The sequence below is a fragment of the Pararhizobium sp. LjRoot235 genome (genome assembly GCF_964254145.1).
In the GTDB taxonomy this organism is placed as follows: domain Bacteria; phylum Pseudomonadota; class Alphaproteobacteria; order Rhizobiales; family Rhizobiaceae; genus Pararhizobium.
The window spans coordinates 859430-875615 of the sequence record NZ_CAXUSP020000001.1 but is presented as its reverse complement, the minus strand read 5'-3'; the positions used below and the strand labels follow the sequence as shown (position 1 = coordinate 875615).

General features: G+C 63.2%; 16 protein-coding genes. 5 read left to right on the top strand and 11 right to left on the bottom strand.

Features of this window, described 5'->3' with window-relative positions; genetic code table 11:
* Positions 1-172: 172 nt before the first annotated feature.
* The 4 genes from soxG to ACSQ2Z_RS04105 are packed head-to-tail and all read right to left on the bottom strand — an operon-like array spanning position 173 to position 5344.
* Positions 173-751 carry a sarcosine oxidase subunit gamma family protein gene (gene soxG, locus ACSQ2Z_RS04120; protein WP_436080036.1) on the bottom strand — a complete coding sequence of 193 codons (579 nt, stop codon included), beginning with the start codon at positions 749-751 and terminating at the stop codon, positions 173-175.
* A complete protein-coding gene (locus ACSQ2Z_RS04115; protein ID WP_436080035.1) occupies positions 744-3737 on the bottom strand; it encodes a sarcosine oxidase subunit alpha in 2994 nt (997 codons plus the stop codon). Before ACSQ2Z_RS04115 ends, soxG begins: the two co-directional genes overlap by 8 nt.
* Entirely contained in the window at positions 3734-4078 is a 345-nt protein-coding gene (locus ACSQ2Z_RS04110; RefSeq protein WP_018327970.1) for a sarcosine oxidase subunit delta, read from the bottom strand. The genes ACSQ2Z_RS04115 and ACSQ2Z_RS04110 overlap by 4 nt, the downstream gene beginning before the upstream one ends.
* A 12-nt stretch (positions 4079-4090) precedes the next feature.
* Positions 4091-5344, bottom strand: a complete 1254-nt coding sequence (locus ACSQ2Z_RS04105) for a sarcosine oxidase subunit beta (RefSeq protein ID WP_436080034.1) — start codon at positions 5342-5344, stop codon at positions 4091-4093.
* Positions 5345-5757: 413 nt separating this feature from the next.
* On the opposite strand from ACSQ2Z_RS04105, the gene rpsU reads away from it, so the two are divergent.
* The 3 genes from rpsU to ACSQ2Z_RS04090 all read left to right on the top strand — a co-directional run bounded on the left by rpsU (position 5758) and on the right by ACSQ2Z_RS04090 (position 7900).
* Positions 5758-5994, top strand: coding sequence for a 30S ribosomal protein S21 (gene rpsU / locus ACSQ2Z_RS04100; protein ID WP_037120916.1), 237 nt, complete (start codon positions 5758-5760; stop codon positions 5992-5994).
* Between the two features lie 296 nt (positions 5995-6290).
* The gene (locus ACSQ2Z_RS04095) at positions 6291-7175 is read left to right on the top strand and encodes a tetratricopeptide repeat protein (protein ID WP_436082974.1); all 885 of its coding nucleotides are present in this window, start codon (positions 6291-6293) and stop codon (positions 7173-7175) included.
* Positions 7176-7423: 248 nt separating this feature from the next.
* Positions 7424-7900 (top strand): DUF992 domain-containing protein, encoded by a 477-nt coding sequence (locus ACSQ2Z_RS04090; protein WP_436080033.1) that lies wholly within the window; start codon positions 7424-7426, stop codon positions 7898-7900.
* A gap of 74 nt (positions 7901-7974) precedes the next feature.
* Here ACSQ2Z_RS04090 and ACSQ2Z_RS04085 read toward each other — a convergent pair whose 3' ends face one another.
* The 4 genes from ACSQ2Z_RS04085 to ACSQ2Z_RS04070 all read right to left on the bottom strand — a co-directional run bounded on the left by ACSQ2Z_RS04085 (position 7975) and on the right by ACSQ2Z_RS04070 (position 11432).
* The gene (locus ACSQ2Z_RS04085) at positions 7975-9375 is read right to left on the bottom strand and encodes an NAD(P)(+) transhydrogenase (Re/Si-specific) subunit beta (protein ID WP_436080032.1); all 1401 of its coding nucleotides are present in this window, start codon (positions 9373-9375) and stop codon (positions 7975-7977) included.
* 10 nt (positions 9376-9385) lie between these two features.
* On the bottom strand, positions 9386-9796 hold the full coding sequence (locus tag ACSQ2Z_RS04080; protein ID WP_436080031.1) for a proton-translocating transhydrogenase family protein: 411 nt from the start codon (positions 9794-9796) through the stop codon (positions 9386-9388).
* Between the two features lie 61 nt (positions 9797-9857).
* Complete coding sequence (locus ACSQ2Z_RS04075) at positions 9858-11009, bottom strand: Re/Si-specific NAD(P)(+) transhydrogenase subunit alpha (RefSeq protein WP_436080030.1); 1152 nt, start codon at positions 11007-11009, stop codon at positions 9858-9860.
* Between the two features lie 198 nt (positions 11010-11207).
* Positions 11208-11432 carry an aa3-type cytochrome c oxidase subunit IV gene (locus tag ACSQ2Z_RS04070; RefSeq protein WP_436080029.1) on the bottom strand — a complete coding sequence of 75 codons (225 nt, stop codon included), beginning with the start codon at positions 11430-11432 and terminating at the stop codon, positions 11208-11210.
* Between the two features lie 410 nt (positions 11433-11842).
* Between ACSQ2Z_RS04070 and ACSQ2Z_RS04065 the strand changes: the two genes are divergently transcribed.
* Complete coding sequence (locus ACSQ2Z_RS04065; RefSeq protein ID WP_436080028.1) at positions 11843-12601, top strand: gamma-glutamyl-gamma-aminobutyrate hydrolase family protein; 759 nt, start codon at positions 11843-11845, stop codon at positions 12599-12601.
* A gap of 12 nt (positions 12602-12613) precedes the next feature.
* On the opposite strand, the gene ACSQ2Z_RS04060 is transcribed toward ACSQ2Z_RS04065, so the two are convergent.
* The 3 genes from ACSQ2Z_RS04060 to ACSQ2Z_RS04050 all read right to left on the bottom strand — a co-directional run bounded on the left by ACSQ2Z_RS04060 (position 12614) and on the right by ACSQ2Z_RS04050 (position 15247).
* The gene (locus tag ACSQ2Z_RS04060; protein WP_436080027.1) at positions 12614-13585 is read right to left on the bottom strand and encodes a 2-hydroxyacid dehydrogenase; all 972 of its coding nucleotides are present in this window, start codon (positions 13583-13585) and stop codon (positions 12614-12616) included.
* A gap of 28 nt (positions 13586-13613) precedes the next feature.
* Positions 13614-14642 (bottom strand): LacI family DNA-binding transcriptional regulator, encoded by a 1029-nt coding sequence (locus ACSQ2Z_RS04055; RefSeq protein ID WP_436080026.1) that lies wholly within the window; start codon positions 14640-14642, stop codon positions 13614-13616.
* Between the two features lie 104 nt (positions 14643-14746).
* A complete protein-coding gene (locus ACSQ2Z_RS04050) occupies positions 14747-15247 on the bottom strand; it encodes a MarR family winged helix-turn-helix transcriptional regulator (RefSeq protein WP_436080025.1) in 501 nt (166 codons plus the stop codon).
* Between the two features lie 94 nt (positions 15248-15341).
* Between ACSQ2Z_RS04050 and ACSQ2Z_RS04045 the strand changes: the two genes are divergently transcribed.
* Entirely contained in the window at positions 15342-16133 is a 792-nt protein-coding gene (locus ACSQ2Z_RS04045) for a creatininase family protein (RefSeq protein ID WP_436080024.1), read from the top strand.
* Positions 16134-16186 lie beyond the last annotated feature (53 nt).

The window sequence follows — 16186 nt, the reverse complement described above, 5'->3', positions numbered from 1 at the left end:
CTCTCCCCGCAAGCGGGGAGAGGGGATGACCGAGTTCGCCGCTTGTCCCTTCTCCCGTTCACGGGGAGAAGGTGGCCGCCCCTTCCTCTCAAACAAGAAGGGCCGGATGAGGGGCTCGCAGGAGCGCGGTACAGCAGTCTAACCGGAACCCGTATGAGCCCGGCATGACGTATCAGTTGCCCGCATCCTCGGCGGCTTCACTGAGAAGCCCGGAAACGTAAGGCGAGAACGACCGCCAGCACTCGACCCGGAACGTATCCTCGGCGGTGCGGAAAAGCACGACTTCCGCCTTGCCGAGAACGGTGCGCGAGCAGGCGCCGACCGGGAAGACCGCCAGCGACAGATCCTGCGGGCAGCCGCCATTGACCGCGACTTCCGCGCCCGGCCCCTTGACGATGACGGCGGTGTTCCTGTGGGAGATATCGGTCGCCGAATGGAGCACGCCGCTCGATACGACCGCCGTCATCAGGTCGGCCCCGTTCTCGTCGATGATCAGCCACTCGTCGGGACCGAGCCACAGCGCGTGGCGGCCATGCGCCGAGGCCGAACTCTTGGCCTTCATCGGCAACGACAGGCCAAGCGCGAGGGAAAGCGCCGAAACGGCGTCCGGCTTGGCCCGCAACGACAGGCGGGTTGCCGGGGCTGCGGCCGAGAGCACGGCGGCACTGGAGCCGCCATGGAAGCCGGCGAGCGGCAGGGTACGGGTTGCCAGATCAGCCCCAATCAGATCAGCCCCAATCAGATCAGCCATTGATGCGGCCTCCTTCCTTGTCAAAGAACACCATGTCGCTCACCTCGACGGCGATCGTCTTGTCGGGCATCGGCACATAGAGCGTCTGCCCGATCTTCGCCTTGCCGCCGGCAACCAGCGCCAGCGCGATCGACCGGCCGCAATTCTCCGACCAATAGGACGAGGTGACATGCCCGATCATCGTCATCGGCAGCGCCTGGTTCGGATCGGCGACGATCTGTGCGCCCTCTTCCAGCACCACGTTCGGATCCTTGGTCAGAAGGCCGACGAGTTGCTTGCGGCCATCCGCCACCAGATCGGGGCGGCGCAGGCCGCGGATGCCGACGAAGTCCGGCTTCTTCTTGCCGACCGCCCAGTTGAGCGACGCATCGTCCGGGGTCACCGTGCCGTCGGTGTCCTGTCCGACGATGATGTAGCCCTTCTCGGCGCGCAGGATGTGCATCGTCTCGGTGCCGTAAGCGCAGGCGCCCATCGGTGCCGCCCGCTCCCAGATCGCAGCCCAGACGGCCGGGCCGAAATCGGCGGGCACGTTGACTTCGAAGCCGGTTTCGCCGGTGAACGACATGCGGAACAGCCGGGTCGGCACGCCGCAGATCTTGCCCTCACGAACGCTCATATGCGGGAAGGCTTCGTTGGAAAGATCGATGCCTTCCACCAGCGGCGCGATGATCTCGCGCGCCTTCGGACCCTGCACCGCGATGACGGCCCACTGCTCGGTGGCCGATGTCAGCCAGACGTTGAGATGCGGGAACTCCGTCTGGAGATAGTCTTCCATGTGGTTCATGACGCGGGCAGCACCGCCCGTGGTCGTCGTCACGTGGAAGCGGTCCTCGGCCATGCGGCCGACGACGCCGTCGTCATAGATGAAGCCATCTTCACGCAGCATGATGCCGTAGCGGCAGCGGCCGGGCTTCAGTGTATCCCAGCTGTTGGTGTAGATCAGGTTGAGGAACTGAGCGGCATCCGGGCCGACCACCTCGATCTTGCCCAGCGTCGAGGCATCGAAGACGCCGGCAACGTCGCGCACGGTCTTGCATTCGCGGTTGACCGCCTGATGCATGTCCTCGCCGGCGCGCGGATAGTACCAGGCGCGCTTCCACTGGCCGACATCCTCGAAGACGGCGCCCATCTGCTCCTCAAGCGCGTGCATCGGCGTCTTGCGGGTCGGGTCGAACAGTTCGCCGCGCGAATGGTTGATCAGCGCACCGAAGGTCACCGGCGTATAGGGCGCACGGAAGGTCGTGAGACCGACCTTCGGGATTTCGCGGCCGAGCGTTTCGGCAGCGATAGCCAGGCCATGGATGTTGGAGAGCTTGCCCTGGTCCGTCGCCATGCCGTTGGTGGTGAAGCGCTTGATGTGCTCGATCGAGTGCATGCCTTCACGCACGGCAAGGCGGATGTCCTTGGCGCAGACGTCGTTCTGGAAGTCGATGAAGGCCTTGACGGTCGTGTCCGGTCCGGCCCCTTCGGCGGCCCCCGCCATGCCGCCGGTCCAGGCAAAGGCGTTGCTGCCATGAACCTCGACCTTCTGCGATGCGGCAAAGCCCGATGCATTCGCCATCAGTTCGCCGGCCGCCAGCGATTCCTCGATGGTTGCCTGCAGGTCGTTGGTGCCGTTGCAGGCGCCGACGGACAGGCAATCCTGCGCGTAGGTGCCAGGCAGGAAGCGCTGGCTTTCGAAGTCGTAGGCGACCTTGCCGCGCGATTGCGAGAACATGTGGACCGATGGCGTCCAGCCGGCCGAAACCAAGAGGGCATCGATGGCGATCGAACGGGCACGGCCGCCGCCATTGCGGGCAACGGACATCGAGGCGACGCGCAGCTTGCCGGCGGTATCGACGACGGCATGGCCTGCCAGAACTTCGATCCCGAGCTTGCGCGCCTCTGCCAGAACCGCCTCGCCCGGCTTCTCGCGGCTGTCGACGATCGCCGCAACCGTGATGCCGGCGCGCTTGAGGTCGAAGGCGGCTTCATAGGCAGAATCGTTGGCCGTATAGACGCCGATCTTCTTGCCGATGGCGACGCCGAAATGATTGAGGAAGGTGCGGGCGGCAGAGGCCAGCATGATGCCGGGGCGGTCGTTGTTGGCGAACACCATGTGACGCTCGATGGCGCCGGTGGCGATGATGACGCGCTTGGCCCGGACCTGCCAGAGACGCTCGCGCGGCAGCTTCCTGTCGGGCTTGGCCAGATGTTCGGTGACGCGCTCCGTCAGGCCGACGAAGTTCTGGGCGTAGTAGCCGAAGGCGGTCGTGCGCGGCAGGACGGTGACGTTCTCCATCTCAGCCAATTCGGCAGCAGTCGCTTGAGCCCAGGTGTAGCCCTCGAGCCCGTTGACGGTGACGCTCTTGTCGAAATGCAGCGCACCGCCGACTTGCCCCTGCTCGTCGCAGATGATGACGCGCGCACCGGTCCTGGCGGCGGCAAGCGCTGCCGAAAGGCCGGCGACACCGGCGCCGATCACCAGCACGTCGCAATGGGCGTAGCGGCTGGAATAATGGTCGGTATCGTCCTCGGTCGGCGAGACGCCGAGACCGGCGGCGGCGCGGATCTGCGGCTCATAGACGTGCTTCCAGGCCTGCTTCGGCCACATGAAGGTCTTGTAGTAGAAACCGGCCGCAAAGAAGGGCGACAATAGGTTGTTGACCGCGCCGACATCGAAGGCGAGCGACGGCCAGCGGTTCTGCGAAATCGCCTTCATGCCGTCGAAGACTTCCTGAACCGTGGCGCGCACGTTCGGCTGCTTGCGGGCAGCATCACGCTCCACGCCGATCAGGGCATTCGGCTCCTCGACCCCTGCCGAGACGATGCCGCGCGGGCGATGGTACTTGAAGGAGCGGCCAACGAGATGGACGCCATTGGCGAGAAGCGCGGAGGCGACCGTGTCGCCTTCAAGCGCGGCATAGCTCTTGCCGTCGAAGAGGAAACGCGCAGTCTTTGCAGGGGTGAGACGGCCTGCACCGGGGATACGATTGGCGCCGCTCATTTCGCATTGGACTCCGTGGCTTCATAGGTTTCGACTGTCGCTTCCGTGGCCGGGCGCAGCGTGCTGATATCGGGCTTCGGCAGGCCGGCCTTGTAGGTCGTCACGAACTTGTCGCTAACGGTGTCGCGGGCTGCGTTGAAGAAACGGCCGCAGCCGTTCAGGTGCCGCCAGCGCTCGTAGGTCAGGCCCTTGACGTTGTCGCGCAGGAAAAAGAATGCCTCGAATTCCTCGTCGGTCATCTCGGTCATGTTTGTGGGACGGGCGATATGGGCGTCGCCTGCCTGGCGGAATTCGAGCTCGGAACGCTCTTCCTCGCAATAGGGGCAGTAGATCAGAAGCATGGTGTTTTCCCCTTAATGCGCAACAGCGGCCGCGGCCGCTTCGTCGATGAGGCGGCCGGTGCGGAAGCGTTCCAGCGTGAACGGCGCGTTGATCTTGTGCGGCGCGTCATTGGCGATGGTGTGGGCAAAGACATTGGCCGAGCCCGGTGTTGCCTTGAAGCCGCCGGTGCCCCAGCCGCAGTTGACGTAGAGGCCGGGAACCGGGGTTTTCGCCAGGATCGGCGAGCGGTCCGGCGTCACGTCGACGATGCCGCCCCAGGAGCGCATCATCTTCATGCGGCGGAAGATCGGAAAGAGCTCGCAGATCGCATCCAGCGTATGGGTGATAATCTGCAGGCCGCCGGTCTGGGAATAGGACGAATACTGGTCGGTGCCCGCGCCGATGACGAGTTCGCCCTTGTCGGACTGGGAGATATAGGCGTGCACCGTATTCGACATGACGACGCAGGGGAAGATCGGCTTGACCGGTTCCGACACCAGCGCCTGCAGCGGATAGCTGACCAGCGGCATGCGCACATCGGCCATTTCCATCAGCACCGACGTATGGCCGGCAGCGACGACGCCGACCTTCTTGGCGCCGATGGTGCCGCGGTTGGTCTCGACGCCGGCGATCGCACCATTGGCATGGCGGCGAAGGCCGGTCACCTCACAGTTCTGGATGATGTGCACGCCGCGGTCGGCGGCAGCGCGGGCATAACCCCATGCGACGGCATCGTGGCGGGCCGTGCCGCCGCGCCGCTGCAGGGCAGCGCCGTTGATCGGATAGCGGGCTGTGCGGGAAATATCGAGCGGCGGACAGAATTCCTGGGCCTGCTCCGGCGTCAGCCATTCATTGTCGATGCCGTTCAGGCGGTTGGCATGAATGTGGCGCTTGAAAACCTGCTGGTCATGGATGTTGTGCGACAGCATCATGACGCCGCGCGCCGAATACATGACATTGTAGTTGAGATCCTGGCTGAGGCCGTCCCAGAGCTTCAGCGCGTGGTCGTAGATGCCCGCACTTTCGTCATAGAGATAGTTGGAGCGGATGATGGTGGTGTTGCGGCCGGTATTGCCGCCGCCGAGCCAGCCCTTCTCGAGCACGGCGATATTGGTGATGCCGTGCTCCTTGGCGAGGTAATAGGCCGTGCCGAGGCCATGGCCGCCGGCGCCGATGATGATGACATCATACTCCTTGCGCGGTTCGGGCGACGTCCACTGCGCCTCCCATCCCCTGTGGCCGCGCATCGCTTCGCGAGCGACAGCAAAAACCGAATATTTGCGCATCCGCCTTCACACTCCGTGGGTCCCGCCGTAAGGCCGGTGAATTTCCTTGGTCGATGCTAGAAATCGCAAATCCCGAACTTCCGCAACGTTTCTTTTGCGACGCGAGACGGCGCGAGTCGCACGAGTTGCGACATGCCGCCTGTAGATTTTCGATCACGATATCCAGACGCTCGAACGACCGGACCTGACACGCGCCATATGGCACCGTCGTGACCAAAGAACGGGGTTTGCCGGAAAACCACGGCTGTCCCGCAAAATTCATGGGCCCGCGCAAGTCGTGTCTGGACTTTGACGGATCGATCTGGTATCCGCTCTTTTCAATCGTAGGGCTTCTGGCTCTGCGAACCTATTTTATTGCCTCGTTGACCTGACTTCATGAGGCGACCACTCGAAACCAAAGGAACGGGATTAACGTGCAGGTACTAGTCCGCGACAACAACGTCGATCAAGCGCTTCGCGCACTCAAGAAGAAGATGCAGCGCGAAGGCATTTTCCGCGAAATGAAGATGCGCGATTACTACGAGAAGCCGTCCCAGAAGCGCGCCCGCGAAAAGGCCGAAGCCGTTCGCCGCGTTCGCAAGCTGGCTCGCAAGCGCGCACAGCGCGAAGGTCTGGTTTCGGGCGGCCGCACTGCGGCTCCGGCACGCTGATCCGCGCTTCCCGCGCATAACACGCGTAAATCCGGCGGGGGCGACATGGTCGCCGCCGCCTTTTCTGTTTGAACCGCCGTCAGGCCGGCTCAAACCTTGTGTGGCCGGATGAACATTCGGACGCATGCGAATGGCGCGCCTGGCGTGCCGCAATGTCTGCCGACATGGAGCTGGCATCCACGGCGATGCTTTGAGTTGCTCCTCGAGTTTGAAACTGCGCATAGTCGCCCGATGCGCCTCTTGAGGTTCAGGGCATGCGCCCGAGGCTTCGCTTTATTGAGGGAACAATCTTGACATTGACTGCCAAGACTGCGGATTTTTCCGATCATTCCGGCCTTTGCGCCGCGCGTGCCACCCGGAGCGGTTTTGCTCTTGTCTCCATGCTGGCGGTCGCCGCCGCACTGACGCTTTCCGGCTGCACGACGGCGGAAACGTCGAGCGACATGATGCGCGTCGAGCGGGCCCAAGGGTCCGAGCAGAACATTGCCTCCCTCTCCGGCGTGATCTCGGCCAATCCGAGCGATCCGGAAGGCTACAATGTCCGCGGTTCGGCCTACGGCCGCGCCGGCGAATTCCGCCGGGCGCTTGCCGACTTCAACAAGGCGATCGAGCTCAATCCGCGCTTCTACCAGGCCTATGCCAACCGGGCGCTGGTCGAGCGCAACATGGGCGACCAGGCAGCGGCACAGGCCGACTACAACATGGCCCTGCAGCTCAATCCTCGATACGACGTCGCCTTCATCGGTCGCGGCAACCTCTACCGCCAGGCCGGCCAGCTCGACCAGGCCTTCAACGATTTCAACAAGGCCATCGAACTCGACACCACCGATCCGCGCGCCTATCACAATCGCGGCCTGATCTATCAGGCGCGCAAACAGCACACGCAGGCGATCGAAGACTTCTCGACCGCCATCTCGCTGGCGCCGAATTCACCCGAGCCCTATAACGGCCGCGGCATCTCCTATGTTGCCATGAACGACGACGACAACGCGTTTTCGGACTTCAACACGGCGATCACCCTGAACGGCAAGATCGCCGAATCCTGGGCCAACCAGGGCCTTGTCTATGAGCGCCGCGGCGACAAGGCGAAGGCTGCGAAATCCTATTCCTATGCCCTCAAGCTCGACCCTAAATACGAGCTTGCCCGCGCAGGCCTCGCCCGCGTCAAGGCCGGTGCGTAACGGAAGCCCCCCGCGCACGCTTCAATCACCGACGGATCGAACGAAACCCGCTGCCACCGGCGGGTTTTTTGTTGCCGCGCATTTGCCGCAACGCGGAACCATCGCCGATCCCGGCCGTTAACGGGTCGTCATTTGCCGCATGCCTCTGGCCACGCCCCTCAACGGCCTGGGCATGCGCTGCACGCAAAGTCGCGATTTTGCCGGCCCACCCAGATGGGCGGGTCGCCGCTCGAACAGGAGTAAAGATCATGTTGAAACGAGCAATCATCGCCGCGGCCCTCGCCTCCCTGTTGGCCGTGCCAGTCAGCGCCGCCAACTATATGACCCTCGGCCGGCTGGTCTGCGAGTCGCAAGGCGGAGTGGGTATGATCATCAGTTCCGAAAAGGCATTAAGGTGCACCTATACGCCAGCCTCCGGCGGTCCTGCCGCAATCTATGACGGCAAAATCGAGAAATTCGGCATCGACGTCGGCCAGACCGGCAAGAGTGTCATGATCTGGGAAGTGCTCGCCAAGACGGGTGTAAGCGACGCCGAATTTCCGCTGAGCGGTGAATATTACGGCATCGGCGCCGATGCGAGCTTTGCCGCCGGCGCCGGAGCCAAGGTGCTCGGCGGCGGGCTGAACAAAAATTTCGTTCTGCAGCCGGTCAATATTCAGGTCCAGGAAGGACTGAACATCGCCATCGGCGTCGAAAAGATGACGCTGGCCCCAGCTGCGATCTGATCTTGTTGATCTCCAGTCACAAAAATGCCCGCCTCACCGGCGGGCATTTTACCTTTTTGATGGCCGTTACCAGCTCAGTGGTTCATCGCCTTGACGATATCGTCGGTCATCTTCTTGGCGTCGCCAAGCAGCATCATGGTGCCGTCCTTGTAGAACAGCGTGTTGTCGATGCCGGCATAGCCGGAGCCGAGCGAGCGCTTGACGAACAGGCAGGTCTTGGCCTTGTCGACGTCGAGGATCGGCATGCCGTAGATCGGTGAGGTCTTGTCGTCGCGGGCGGCCGGGTTGGTGACGTCGTTGGCGCCGATGACATAGGCAACGTCGGCCTGGGCGAATTGCGAGTTGATGTCCTCCAGCTCGAACACCTCGTCATAGGGTACGTTGGCTTCGGCGAGCAGCACGTTCATATGCCCGGGCATACGGCCGGCGACCGGATGGATGGCGTATGTCACCTCGACGCCGTTCTTCTTCAGCGCATCGGCAAGCTCGCGCACCGCGTGCTGCGCCTGGGCAACCGCCATGCCGTAGCCCGGCACGATGATCACCTTGGAGGCATTGGCCATCAGGAAGGCGGCATCGTCGGCCGAGCCCTGCTTGACCGTGCGTTGGGTGCCATCATCGCCGGCAACAGCGCCGTTGTCGCCGCCGAAGCCGCCAAGGATGACCGAGATGAACGAGCGGTTCATGCCCTTGCACATGATGTAGGAGAGGATCGCACCGGACGAGCCGACCAGCGCGCCGGTGACGATCAGCGCCAGATTGCCGAGCGTGAAGCCAATGCCGGCGGCGGCCCAGCCGGAATAGGAATTCAGCATCGAGACCACGACCGGCATGTCGGCGCCGCCGATCGGCACGATCAGAAGCACGCCGAGCGCCAGTGACAGGGCGACGATCGCCCAGAAGTCGAAATGGCTTTCCGAGACGGCGAGGCCGATGATGAAGAAGACGATCAGCAGCAAGAGCGCGATGTTGATGAGATGGCGGAACGGCAGCATGATCGGCTTGCCCGACATGCGTCCGTCGAGCTTCAGGAAGGCGATGATCGAGCCGGTGAAGGTGATGGCGCCGATGGCGACTCCGAGCGCCATCTCGACCAGAGCCTGGGCATGGATCGAGCCGATCTCGCCGATGCCAAAGGAGGACGGCGTATAGAGCGCCGAGGCTGCGACCAGGACGGCGGCAAGGCCGACCAGCGAGTGGAAGCCGGCGACCAGCTGCGGCATCGAGGTCATGGCGATCGAGCGGGCGATATAGGCGCCTGCGCCGCCGCCGATGGCAAGACCGACGACGATCAGGGCAAAACCACTGAGCGACGGCGTCGCCAGAAGCAGCGTCGTGACGATGGCGATGCCCATGCCGGTCATGCCGAGGATGTTGCCGCGGCGCGAGGTGGTCGGGTGCGACAGGCCGCGCAGCGCCATGATGAACAGCACGCCGGAGACGAGGTAGAGGAAGGCTGCGATATTGGGTGACATCAGGGCCGCCTCACTTGTCTTTGCGTCTGTACATGGCGAGCATGCGCTGGGTGACCAGGAAGCCGCCAAAAATATTGACCGAAGCGAGGATCAGCGCCACGAAGCCGAAGCCGGTGGCAAGACCCGAGGCCGAGATGCCGACCGCCAGAAGCGCGCCGACGACGATGACCGAGGAGATCGCGTTGGTGACGGCCATCAAGGGCGTGTGCAAGGCAGGCGTCACCGACCAGACGACATAATAACCGACGAAGATCGCCAGCACGAAGATCGCCAGCTGGAAGACGAAGGGGTCTATCGCCCCACCGGTCAGCCCGTGGGCGGCGACGCCCGCCGCTTCCGGCACGTATTCGGCTGCCGTGCGCACCGCTTCGACCGCCCGGTCGAGGTCGCCGATCGCCTTGTCGAGAAGGTCATTGGCCATCAAACATCTCCCTTGGACGGCAGCGCTTCCCCCGAAGCACCGGAACCGCCCTTTCCAATTTTCAAGCGGTGACTGCGGCCGGGGCCGGCGCGAAATTCGGATGCACGATCGCGCCGCCATGCGTCAGCATCGTCGCCTTGACGAGTTCGTCCTCGGTGTTGAGGGTTAGCGCCTTGGTTTCCTTGCTCACCATCGTCTCGAGGAAAGTCACGAGGTTCTTGGCGTAGAGTGACGAGGCGGAGGCGGCGATGCGGCCGGGCACGTTCAAATAACCGACGACCTTGACGCCCTCGACCTCGACCACCTGATCGGCGACCGCGCCCTCGATATTGCCGCCGCGTTCGACGGCGAGATCGACGGCGACCGAGCCGGGCTTCATGCTTTTGAGCATCTCGCGCGTGATCAGCCGCGGCGCCGGGCGGCCGGGGATCAGCGCCGTGGTGATGACGATGTCCTGCTTGGCTAGGTGCTCGGCTGTCAGCGCCGCCTGCTTGGCCTTGTATTCCGCCGACATTTCCTTGGCGTAGCCGCCGGATGTTTCGGCCGCCTTGAACTCCTCGTCCTCGACGGCGATGAATTTGGCGCCGAGCGAGGCGACCTGTTCCTTCGATGCTGGGCGCACATCGGTGGCGGAGACCACCGCGCCGAGACGCCGTGCCGTGGCGATCGCCTGCAGGCCGGCAACGCCGGCGCCCATGACGAACACCTTGGCGGCCGGTACCGTGCCTGCCGCCGTCATCATCATCGGCATCGCCCGGTCATATTCGGAGGCCGCATCGATCACAGCCTGGTAGCCTGCAAGGTTCGCCTGGCTCGACAAGACGTCCATCGACTGCGCCCGGGTGATGCGCGGCATCAGTTCCATGGCGAAGGCGGAAACACCGGCGTTCGCCATCTCTGCCAGCGCCTCACCGTTACCGTAGGGATCCATGATCGCCAGCACGATGGCGCCGGACTTGTAGGACGCGACCTCGGACGATGACGGCCGGCGTACCTTCAGCACCACATCGGCGCTCGCCGCATCAGCGCCAGAGCCGATCCGCGCACCGGCCTTCTCGAACTCGCCGTCAGGTATACGCGACAGCAACCCGGCGCCCGCCTCGACAACGACGTCGAAACCAAGTGCCTTGAGCTTCTTGACGCTTTCGGGCGACGCGGCAACGCGACCTTCACCGGAAAAGCTCTCCAGGGGTATGAATACGATCTCTGCCACGGGTTCCCCTCCCTGAGACGGGCTTTTGGAAAGCAGCCGGACCACCGCCAGGCTTCCCATACCCGCACATTCGATAGTCGCGCAAAGCCGTCAATGGCGGTGGCGCGCATGCTCTTCCAGGCCCGGAACTGCCGGGCCACGGGAAAACAGACACCTCACTCCCAGGTGCCCGTCTTCGTCAAAACTTTGGAAAGCCGATCAGCGCAGAAGCACGAAGCCGGCGACGTTGAGGAGGACGAACAGCACGAGCGCGGTGAAGAAACCGGCGCTGGTAAAGAAGGCGGCGGCCATGGCGATCAGCAGCGCCACGCAGAAAAGCGTTCCGAACTTCGCTGCTTCGAGGAAGAAGTTGTAGGTCTTCTCGTGTTCGGAATAATCCATCGGAGCGCCCGTTTCGACCGGTCCTGAATGATGTTCAGCCATGATGCATGTCTCCCTGAAATACCATGGCGCCGCGCCTATCAGGCTCACGGACACCATGCCTCGTCTCAAAATTCATTGCATGCGCGTCCACGCGCCGCAAGCTGTCAATTGCGCATAGCTGCCCTTACACAATGTGACAGCTAAGCGCAACGAAAACCGGGAGGCGCGCCTGCGACATAAGGGACGCAACCGAGGGTCACGGAAACGCCGGAGAGTTGGCAAGCGGATCCAGCCTATCAGGACAGGAGCAGCAAGGCTAAATCTGACCGGTCCCTGTACGAGGGACGGAAACCTCCTGGTGACGAGGAGAGTTGACTTTGCCCCGCGCCTGAGAGCAATGGCAATAGGACGCGAAACGAGGCTTCGAGTCGGCGAGACCACGGGACTGAAGCCGCAGCTGGAGACCCGCAATGCCCAAACCTGTTGTTGCCATACCGGCCGATTTCAGGACCTTTGACGGCAACGTCTGGCATGCCACGCCACATCAGTATGTCCGCGCTGCCGTCGAAGGCTCCGGCGTGATGACGTTCCTGGTGCCGGCACTCGAGACCGGCAACGACGCCGATGATATTCTCGACCGTGTCGACGGCGTGCTCGTCAGTGGCTCGCGCACCAATGTGCATCCGTCGCTCTACGGCAAGCAGGCAACCGAAGCGGACGGACCGTTCGATCCGGGCCGTGACGCAACGAGCCTTCCCCTGATCCGGCGGGCGCTTGAGCGCGGTGTGCCGTTGCTGGCCATTTGCCGCGGCATACAGGAGCTCAACGTCGCGCTTGGCGGCACGCTGGCAAGCGAAATCCAGGACAGGCCCGGCATGTGGGATCACCGCAAGCCGGACGTGCAGAAGCTCGATATCGCCTACGGCATCCGCCAGAAGGTCATCGTCAAGGAAGGAAGCAGCCTTGCTTCCGTTCTCGGTACCGGCGAGGTGCAGGTGAATTCGCTGCACCGGCAGGCGATCTCCGAGGCAGCACCGCGTCTCGCCGTCGAGGCCGTCGCCGAAGACGGCACGATCGAGGCCGTGTCGGTGATCGACGCGAAAGCCTTTGCCGTCGGCGTGCAATGGCACCCGGAATACTGGGTCGGCCAGGATCGCCCGTCATCGACCCTGTTTCAGGCCTTCGGCGACGCGGTTCGCGCCTATGCGGCCTCGAAGGTTACGACCTGACGCACGGTCCTTTTAAGCCGTCTTGCGGGTGAACGGTGTCTCGACGACCGGCGTCAGCGCAGTGCCCGTCTCGAACCAGGCGATCAGATTGTCGACGACGAGGTCAGCCATGGCGTTGCGCGTTGCCTGCGAGGCCGATCCGACATGCGGCAGCAACGAAACGTTCGGTAGCGCCAGAAGAGCGTCCGGCACATAAGGCTCGTTTTCGAACACGTCGAGGCCGGCAGCGGCGATGACACCACGCTGCAGCGCATCGGCAAGCGCCGCCTCATCGACGGTCGTGCCACGCCCGACATTGATCAGCACGCCCTGCGGTCCAAGCGCCTGCAGAACCTCCGCATTGACGGTTCTGCGGGTGGCTTCGGTGCCCGGCACGATCACGATGATCGTGTCAACCGCCTCCGCCATTGCCTTCAACGTCGAAAAATGCCGGTAAAAGAGGCCCGGGCGCGGCGTGCGGGTATGGTAGGCGATGGAAAGGCCGAAGCTCTCGAGGCGCCTGGCGATTGCCAGCCCGATGCGGCCGAGCCCGTAAAGGCCGACCGTGCGGCCGCGCAGTGTCAGCGGCGACAGGGCAAAGGCGCCCTCCCTCGCCCAGCGCCCCTGCCGCAGCCACTGCTCGGCGGCAGGAAGCTGGCGCACCGTATTGATGAGCAGGCCGATCGCCGTATCCGCCACCTCTTCCGTCAGCACATCCGGCGTGTTGGTGACGACGACACCGCGTTTCGCCGCGTGTCCGGCATCGACGCCGTCATAGCCAACGCCGAAATTGGCAATGATTTCGAGGTTGGGGAACGCATCCATGAAATCGGCGGGGAGTTTACCCTGCACCGCAACGCCCGAGACACTGGAAGCCATGCCAGCGGTAATCAGCGCGGGATCGGCGGCAGCGACAAAGACCGGCGCAAAGTGATCCGGCAGACGATCGAGCACACGCTTGCTCATCCTTCCGGGCACAAGAATACGGGGACGGCCATGCGGCATCTTTCGCTCCTTCCGGGATCGGATCGCCTTATTCGGATGAATTGGGCCGCAACGGCCCGGTCGACTGGCGAATCCGCATTTCGGGCTTGATCAGGTGGATACCGTCCGGCTCGTGGCTGCCGTTGAGCTTGTCGAGCAGCGCGCGCGCAGCACTGCGGCCCACGTCCGACTGTCCGTTCCAGACGGTGGTCAATGCGGGCGTGGAGATCGACGCTTCCTCGAGGTCATCGTAACCGGTGACCGACACATCGCGACCGGGAACGAGACCCGCGCGCGCAATGCCGTTCATCATGCCAATGGCGACGAGATCGTTCCAGCAGACGACCGCGGTCGGCTTCTGCGGCAGGGAAAGCAGATGCACCGCCGCCTCGAAACCGCCTTGCATGGAGCGGGGACCTGGAATGCGCAGGTCGGGGTCGACATCGATATTGGCCTTGCGCAAGGCATTGACGTAGCCCTGATAGCGGTCGCGACCGGTCGATGTCAGGTCCGTGCCGCCGACCATGGCAATCACGCGGTGCCCGAGACTGATCAGGTGATTGGTGGCGAGCGAAATGCCATAGGCGTCGTCACCGCGAAAGATCGGTACGTCCAGCCCATCGATCGAGCGGGCGATCAGCACTGCCGGCATGCCATTGTCTTCGGCAAGCCGGATATCTTCTGGCGGCGTGCCGATGGCCGGCGACATGATGACGCCATCGCCGCCCAGTTGCAGCAGGGTCTCGATGAAGGCTCGCTGCTTTTCGACGGAATCATAGTGATTGGAAAGAATGAACGTCTGCCGGTCGCGATCGAGTTCTGCCTCGATGGCCTTGAGGATTTCGCCGTAGAAGGGGTTCATGATGTCGTGCACGACGACGCCGATGATGCCGGAGCGGGAGGTGCGCAGGCTGGCGGCTCGGCGGTTGTAGATATAACCAAGCGCCCGCGCCTGGTCCTTGATCTTGTCCCGGGTCATGGCAGCAACGAGCGGGCTGTCGCGCAATGCCAGTGATACGGTCGCCGTCGACACCCCAAGCGTTTCGGCAATGGTTGAGAGCTTGATCTTCTGCGCCACGTTTCCCCCATCAAGTCGGCCGGCTAGGCACCCGTATTTTTAAATCCTCTTTAAACTGTTTAAATTGACGCTGCAATCGCCAAATTAAAGGCGGTTTTCCAGAATCATTCCGCGGCGTCCGTGCTCTGGAGATTGCCGTCGACGGCGCGCAGCAGCTTCATCAACGTCTTGATCTGCTTTTCGCTCAGCCCCCTGGTGGCAATTTCCTCTGAGGTCTTGCCTGCGGCGGCAATCGTCTGGAGCCGATCGCGGCCGAGCGTGGTGAGATAGACCTTCGTCAGGCGGGCATCCTCTTCGTCAGCCCGCCGTTCCAGAAAACCCTGGGCTTCCATGCGACCGATCGTGCGGGTCATGGTCGGCGCCTTGACGCCAAGCTTCATGGCCAGCACGCCTGCCGTCAGCCCGTCGGTTTCGGCGAGCGCCAGCATCACGCCGTCCTGACCGGCATAAAGACCGCTTTCGATCAGATTACGCGACAGCACGGTGCGCATGGAGCGCGCCGCCTGCACCAGCACGGAGGCAAGATCCTGAGCCTCGACGGCAACGTCGTGGTTCTTCTTCTTGTTGCCCTTGGCTTTTTTCTCGGCCTTGCTCTTCTTTCCCATCGGTCCTCCACCAAATTTCTTGCACGGCCACTCTTCCACTGTATGACTCGATTAACACCCCGGCCGCAAGTACGAGCGAAGGACTGAAGCAAGCATGGCATTCCCGGCACCCCGTTGGAAAAACAATGTTTCCGATCTTCCGCCTGCTGCCCGGGAAGAGTGGATTGCCGTGCTTCCACTGGGCGCGACCGAGCAGCATGGACCGCACCTGCCCTTTGACACCGACACGCTAATCGCCGAAGGACTGGTCGAGCGGTTGATCCCGCGATTGCCACCCGCTTTGCCCGTGACCTTCCTACCGGCGGAACCGGTCGGCTATTCGATCGAGCACATGGACGTGGCCGGCACCCGATCGCTCGCCTATGACGAGGCGGTAGGACGGTGGCTCGGGATGGCGCAGCAACTGCACCAAAAGGGCATCCGCAAATTCGTCATGCTGAATGCCCATGGCGGCAATTCGCCCTTGATGACGATCGTCGCGACGGAAGCGCGGGTGCAGTTCAACATGCTGGCCGTCGCCACGAGCTGGACGCGCTTTGGGCAGCCGGACGGCTGGATCAAGCCGCAAGACAAGGCGATCGACATTCACGGCGGCGATATCGAGACGTCGGTGATGCTGGCGCTTCATCCCGACAAGGTGGATATGGCGAAAGCGGCGCGCTTCGGCTCCCGCCAGAGCGATTTTGCCGAGCACTACAAGCACCTGCGGGCCTATGGCCCGCATGCCTTCGGCTGGAAGATGTCGGACCTCAACGAAAAGGGCGTGGCTGGCGATGCTTCCGCGGCAACGGCCGAGCGGGGCGAGCAATTGATCGCCCACGCGGTTTCGGGGATCATCGAACTGCTGGAGGATGTCGCGGCCTTCGATCCATCCAGGCTGCGGTAGTGCCGGGCGTCGGTTCGACACGCATGATCGGCACCGGCAAAACAGCGTGAAGA

Coding starts and splice junctions, on each gene's coding strand:
- ACSQ2Z_RS04090 (WP_436080033.1), top strand. CDS start 7,424: ATGTTGAAACGAGCAATCATCGCCGCGGCCCTCGCCTCCCTGTTGGCC.
- ACSQ2Z_RS04085 (WP_436080032.1), bottom strand. CDS start 9,375: ATGTCACCCAATATCGCAGCCTTCCTCTACCTCGTCTCCGGCGTGCTG.
- ACSQ2Z_RS04060 (WP_436080027.1), bottom strand. CDS start 13,585: ATGCCGCATGGCCGTCCCCGTATTCTTGTGCCCGGAAGGATGAGCAAG.
- ACSQ2Z_RS04105 (WP_436080034.1), bottom strand. CDS start 5,344: ATGCGCAAATATTCGGTTTTTGCTGTCGCTCGCGAAGCGATGCGCGGC.
- ACSQ2Z_RS04050 (WP_436080025.1), bottom strand. CDS start 15,247: ATGGGAAAGAAGAGCAAGGCCGAGAAAAAAGCCAAGGGCAACAAGAAG.
- ACSQ2Z_RS04065 (WP_436080028.1), top strand. CDS start 11,843: ATGCCCAAACCTGTTGTTGCCATACCGGCCGATTTCAGGACCTTTGAC.
- soxG (WP_436080036.1), bottom strand. CDS start 751: ATGGCTGATCTGATTGGGGCTGATCTGATTGGGGCTGATCTGGCAACC.
- ACSQ2Z_RS04080 (WP_436080031.1), bottom strand. CDS start 9,796: ATGGCCAATGACCTTCTCGACAAGGCGATCGGCGACCTCGACCGGGCG.
- ACSQ2Z_RS04045 (WP_436080024.1), top strand. CDS start 15,342: ATGGCATTCCCGGCACCCCGTTGGAAAAACAATGTTTCCGATCTTCCG.
- ACSQ2Z_RS04070 (WP_436080029.1), bottom strand. CDS start 11,432: ATGGCTGAACATCATTCAGGACCGGTCGAAACGGGCGCTCCGATGGAT.
- ACSQ2Z_RS04110 (WP_018327970.1), bottom strand. CDS start 4,078: ATGCTTCTGATCTACTGCCCCTATTGCGAGGAAGAGCGTTCCGAGCTC.
- ACSQ2Z_RS04115 (WP_436080035.1), bottom strand. CDS start 3,737: ATGAGCGGCGCCAATCGTATCCCCGGTGCAGGCCGTCTCACCCCTGCA.